Source organism: Streptosporangium sp. NPDC049248 (assembly GCF_040678965.1).
Classification (GTDB): Bacteria; Actinomycetota; Actinomycetes; order Streptosporangiales; family Streptosporangiaceae; genus Streptosporangium; species Streptosporangium fukuiense.
Genome location: NZ_JBFAQY010000068.1, coordinates 1 through 5,514, shown reverse-complemented (window position 1 = coordinate 5,514; position 5,514 = coordinate 1). Strand labels below are relative to the sequence as shown.

2 protein-coding genes are annotated in these 5,514 nt (G+C 66.7%); both read right to left on the bottom strand.

The window, feature by feature from the left end; genetic code table 11:
- Positions 1 to 959, bottom strand: a 959-nt coding sequence (locus AB0K21_RS44485; protein WP_364159227.1) for a beta-ketoacyl synthase N-terminal-like domain-containing protein, incomplete at its 3' end; no start/stop codon positions are given.
- 34 nt (positions 960 to 993) lie between these two features.
- A partial coding sequence (locus tag AB0K21_RS44480; RefSeq protein ID WP_364159224.1) for an SDR family NAD(P)-dependent oxidoreductase occupies positions 994 to 5,514 on the bottom strand: 4,521 nt, incomplete at its 5' end.

Below are 5,514 nucleotides of genomic sequence, written 5' to 3'. Positions count from 1 at the left end.
GCACGAATGACACGCTGCTGCGAAGGACCATGAGGAGCCGTCAGACCGTTGGAAGCCCCGTCCTGGTTGATGGCCGACCCACGAACCACCGCCAGAATCGGATGCTTGTTGGCCAGCGCGTCCGACAGTCTTTCGAGCAGTACGATCCCGGCGCCCTCACTCGTCACCATGCCGTCGGCACCGGCACCGAACGCCTTCGTCCGGCCATCCGCCGCCAGCGCACGCTGCCGGGCGAAGTCCACCAGAAGGTCGATGGAGGCCATGACCGTGACACCACCGGCCAGAGCGAGGTCGCACTCACCTGATCGCAGTGACTGACAGGCCTGATGCACGGCCACCAGCGAGGAGGAACACGCGGTGTCCACCGTGATCGCCGGCCCCTCCAAACCCAGCAAGTAGGAGATACGCCCCGAAGCCACACTGGCCGCCACTCCGGTCAGCCGGTAGCCCTCAACGGCTTCGGAGCTCCCGGTCCCATACTCATGGGACCAAATGCCCGCGAAGACCCCGGTGGGGGTCCCGGCCAGGCTGCGCGGATCGATGCCCGCCCTCTCCACCGCCTCCCAGGCGACCTCCAACAGCAACCGCTGCTGCGGATCCATCCCCAACGCCTCACGAGGCGAGATACCGAAGAACTCCGCGTCGAACCCGGCCGCGTCATCCAGGAACCCACCGCGCCGAACATACGTCGTACCCGACTCATCCGGATCAGAGCTGAACAACCGGTCCAGATCCCAGCCACGATCAACCGGGAACTCGCCGATCACTTCCTTCCCCGCCTCGACCACGTCCCACAGCTCCGCCGCGGACGTCACCCCGCCGGGGAAACGGCAACCGATCCCCACCACCGCGATCGGCTCGTGTGCCTGAGTTTCCAGTTCACGAAGCCGCTGCTTGGTCTCGTAAAGCTCGACCGTCGCCTTTTTCAGATACTGTACGAGCTTCTCTTGGTCGCTCACCGGGCCAACCTCCGCATAATGGTGTCGCTTGACATCAGGAAATCGTCTTGTCGATGAGGTCGAATATCTCGTCGGTCGAAGCCGACATTATGTGTTCGACCACGGCATCCGACTGCCGCCGAGATCTGCCCAGACCTTCGAGCAAGCCGTTCAGTTTGGCTTCGATCGCAAATTTTTCGTCCTCGTCAAGGGCTGCCGAGGCGAGGGCGGCTTCGAATCTATTGAGCTCGGAAAGAAGGTCGGAGGACTCCTTCGTTATGACAGAGGAAAACCTGCTGTCGAGGTACGTACAGAGCGCGCGCGGGTTGGGATGGTCGAAGACGAGGGTCGGCGGAAGTTTGAGGCCGGTGTGGTGGCCCAGCTGGTTTCTGAGTTCGAGGGCTGTGAGGGAGTCGAAGCCCAGGGTCTTGAAGGGTTGCTCCGGGTCGAGCGAGGTGGAGGTGCCATGTCCAAGAACCATGACGGCTTGGGTCTGGACGAGTTGCAGCAGGCGCTCGCGCCGATCAGCGGAACCGAGGCCGGCCATTTCGGCCGCGAAGGAGTGTGCGGTTCCGGCGTCGCCGGCACGGCGACGAACGGAGGTCGCCGACAGACTGGTGAGAATCTTGGGGAGTGTTCCGGTCCGGGACTGCGCGGTGAGGACGCGAAGGTCGAGCGGAGCCGGCGCCAGTGCGGGCAGACCCGTGGCCAGCGCCGCGTCGTAAAGCTTCATTCCGTGCTCGGCGGTGATGGGGGTGAAGCCGAAACGAGCGAGACGTGACTTGTCACTACCGCTGAGATGGGAGGTCATCCCGGTGGCCGGCTGCCAATAGCCCCATGCCAGGCTCGTGACCGGAAGACCAAGGTGACGTCGGTGGTGGGCCAGGGCGTCGAGGTAGGCGTTGGCGGCCGCGTAGTTGCCCTGTCCTGGGGAGCCGACGGTACCGCTCAGAGACGAGAACAGCACGAATCCGGCCAGGTCGAGATGGCGGGTCTGCTGGTGCAGGTTCCAGGCGGCGTCGACCTTGGAGCGCAGTACCCGGTGCAGATGGTGAGGAGTGAGCGCTGGAACCGTCGCGTCGGCCAGCACTCCGGCGGCATGCACGACAGCGGTCAATGGGTGCTGCTGAGGAATGGAGTCGAGCAGAGCGGCGAGTGCGGCCGGGTCCGCGATGTCACAGGCTGCGACCGTGACCCTCGCACCGAGCTCGGTCAGTTCCTCGGCCAGCCCGACGGCGCCGTCGCTGTCCGGACCCCGGCGAGAGACCAGGAGAAGGTTTCTCATCCCGTACTCGGTCACCAGGTGACGGGCGAGCAGGCCACCAAGGGTCCCTGTTCCCCCTGTGATCAGCACGGTTCCGTTGCCGTCAGGCGCGTTCGGGAGAGTGAACACTATCTTGCCCACGTGGCGGGCCTGACTCATGTCCCGGAACGCCTGGCGTGCCTGCCGGATGTCGTACGTACTGATGGGAAGAGCAGGCAAGGTGCCGTCTTCGAACAACGGAGCCAGGCGGGTGAACAGCCGGTGAATGACTTCGGGGTCGCCGAGGGCGCGGTCGACGGCCTGGTAGACGACGCCGGGGTACATGGCGGCGACCTGACCCGCGTCTCGTACATCGGTCTTGCCGATCTCGATGAAACTCCCCCCGTTGGGAAGCAGTTCCAACGAGGCGTCGACGAATTCGCCCTTCAGGCAGTCCAGTACGACGTGCATTCCCTGGCCGCCGGTCACCTGCAGGAACTTGGCCTTGAACTCCAGGCTGCGGGACGAGGCGATGTGGTCGTCGTCGAGGCCCATCTCCCGCAGGATCGGCCACTTGGCCGGGCTTGCGGTTGCGAACACCTCCGCCCCCGCGTGCCGGGCAAGCCGGATGGCCGCCATACCGACTCCGCCGGCGCCCGCGTGAATCAGCACCCGCTGCCCGGCCTGGACTTCGGCCAGTTCCGACAGGGCGTGGTAGGCCGTCAGATAAGCCACCGGGGCCGAAGCCGCGTCGGTAAAGGACCAGTGACGAGGCACAGGGATCACCATGCGCTGGTCCGTGACTCCAGCGGGGGCGAACGAATCGGGTATGAACCCCATGACCCGGTCGCCGACGGCCGGCCCGTCCACGTTGGGGCCGACCTCGGTGACGACTCCCGCCCCCTCCAGGCCGAGACCGTCGTCTCCGACGAGGCCGAGAGCGACCATCACGTCGCGGAAGTTCAGTCCGCTGGCGCGGATACACATACGAATGTGACCGTCGGCCAGAGCCTGCTCAGGCCCCGGGCCCGCGATGTCCGCCGTGGTGGCGAGGCGCGCCGCTTCCGCCGAACCACACTCGGCGCCGGTCGACTCTCGCTGGAGCAGGGCTCCGGGAGCGACCGGATCCGGTCCGGCGCTGAGCACGAGATTGGCGAGGGTGCCCTTACCCACGGTGTCCAGCCGCCAGGAGGCGGCAGCCGGCAGAGAGAGAATGTCGTCCGATCGGACACGGGTGAGTCGGGACATGTGGACGACACCCTGGCGAAGGGCCAGCTGGCCTTCCTCGTCCTCCAGGATGTGACGGGTGAGCAGGTGCCGAATCTGCCGGTAGGAGGCTTCGTGGTGATCCGTGTCCAGTAGCGCGAAACGATTGGGGTATTCGTTCTGAGCAGTGCGGACCAGTCCCCATACAGCGGCCTGAGCAAGGTCGGGCGCCCCGTCCAGAGGGCCGGTCGCGATGGCGTGGTGAGTGAGGATGATCAGGCGGGTGTCGGTCAGCCGAGGGTTGTCCATCCACGCCTGCAGCAGCTTCAGAGCCTGCTCGGTGACGGCGTGAACGGCCGCCGGAACGTCGACACTGCCGGCGTCGATGAGAGGGGGAAGCCAGACGACCAGTTCTGGATCCTCTGTGCCGATCGAGCTCGGTCCGTCGATCAGCGCGGTCAGATCCCGGTGGACGGGGGCGGCACCGATCGCCGTGGCCACTTCGGTCGCTCGCTCCGGGTTCTGCTCTGCCAGCACAGCGCAGCGGGGCCGCCGTCGTGCCGCGGCATTCGCCGGCATGGGCCTGATGTCCGCTGTCCAGGAGAGGTGGAAAAGATTCGAGCCGACGTCGGAGGCCACGGCAGGAGCACTGTTCAGCGTGTCGGCGTCGCTGGAGCGGAGGGTGAGGGCGTCGATGGTGATGACGGGCGCGTCCGCGGGATCTGTGGCGGTGACACTGACGGTGTCGGCGTCGACGGTGGTGATGCGTACCCGCAGCATCGTGGCGTCGGTGGCGTGCAACGTGATGCCCGACAACGCGAACGGCAGCCGCACACCACTACCACCACCGGTGTCGGTCGGCAGTACCAAAGGGTGAAGCGCCGCGTCGAGGAGAGCCGGATGGATGCCGTGACCGCGGCTGTCGAGGCTTTCGGGAAGCCGGACCTCGGCGTAGAGGTCATCGCCCTGGCGCCAGATGGCGCTCACGGCCTGGAACGCGGGACCGTACTGGTAGCCGTCGGCGGCCAGACGCTCGTACAAGCCCTCCACCGAGACAGCCTGCGCGCCCGGCGGCGGCCACGAAGCCCACCCCACCACCGTGGACGACAAGGCATCTGATGAGACGCGGGACAGGTATCCGCTCGCGTGCAGCGTCCACCCCTCGCGCCCACCACCGCCCGTGGTGTGCGGACGGGAATGAACGCTGAAAGCGCACCGGTCCTCCTCTGGCGCCCCGACGATGACCTGCAGGTCCACCGACCCCTCGGCGCCCAATGCCAATGGCGCCCGCAACACCAGCTCATCGACAACCTGATGACCGGCATGATCGGCAGCCCGCAGCACCAGATCCACAAACGCCGTACCCGGCACCAGCACCCTGCCCGCCACAGCGTGGTCAGCGAGCCACGCATGCCCCCGCAGCGAAAGCCGACCCGTCAACACCACCTGACCCTGCTCGGCCAACTCGGTCACCGCACCCACCAACGGATGATCCGACACCTCCAGACCTGCCGCCGACGCACCCGCCCCGACCGTCGGGGTGAGCCAGTAGCGCCGGTGCTGGAAGGGATATGTCGGCAGCTGCGGTCGCTCGCTGAGTGGCGGGGCCGGATAGAGCACGTTCCAGTCGGGGCTGAGTCCATGGACATGCAACGTCGCCACCGCCGTGGCCAGTGCCGTTACCTCCGCGCGATCCTTGCGCAGACTGCCCACCGCCACCGCGGGCGTCCCACGAGCCTCAACATGAGCCTCGACCCGGGCCGCCAACGCCGGAACCAAGATCGGGTGCGGACTCACCTCGACGAACACCCGGTGATCCTGATCCAGCAGGCTTTGCACCGTCTCGTCGAAGCGCACACTGTTACGCAGGTTGCGGTACCAGTAGCCGCCATCCAACCCCGTGGTGTCCGCCGGGCCTCCCGTCACCTCACCTTCGACGGTGGAGTAGAACGCCACCTCAGCCGCCTGCGGGGCGATCCCGGCCAGCGCCTTCAGGATCGGCTCCTCCAGCGTCTCCACCAGCGGGGAGTGGGAGGCGTAATCCACCTCCACCGCCCGAGCCCGCACCCCCTCGGCCTCACACACCGCGAGAAACTCCGCCACCGCCTCGGCCGTACCCGAAACGGT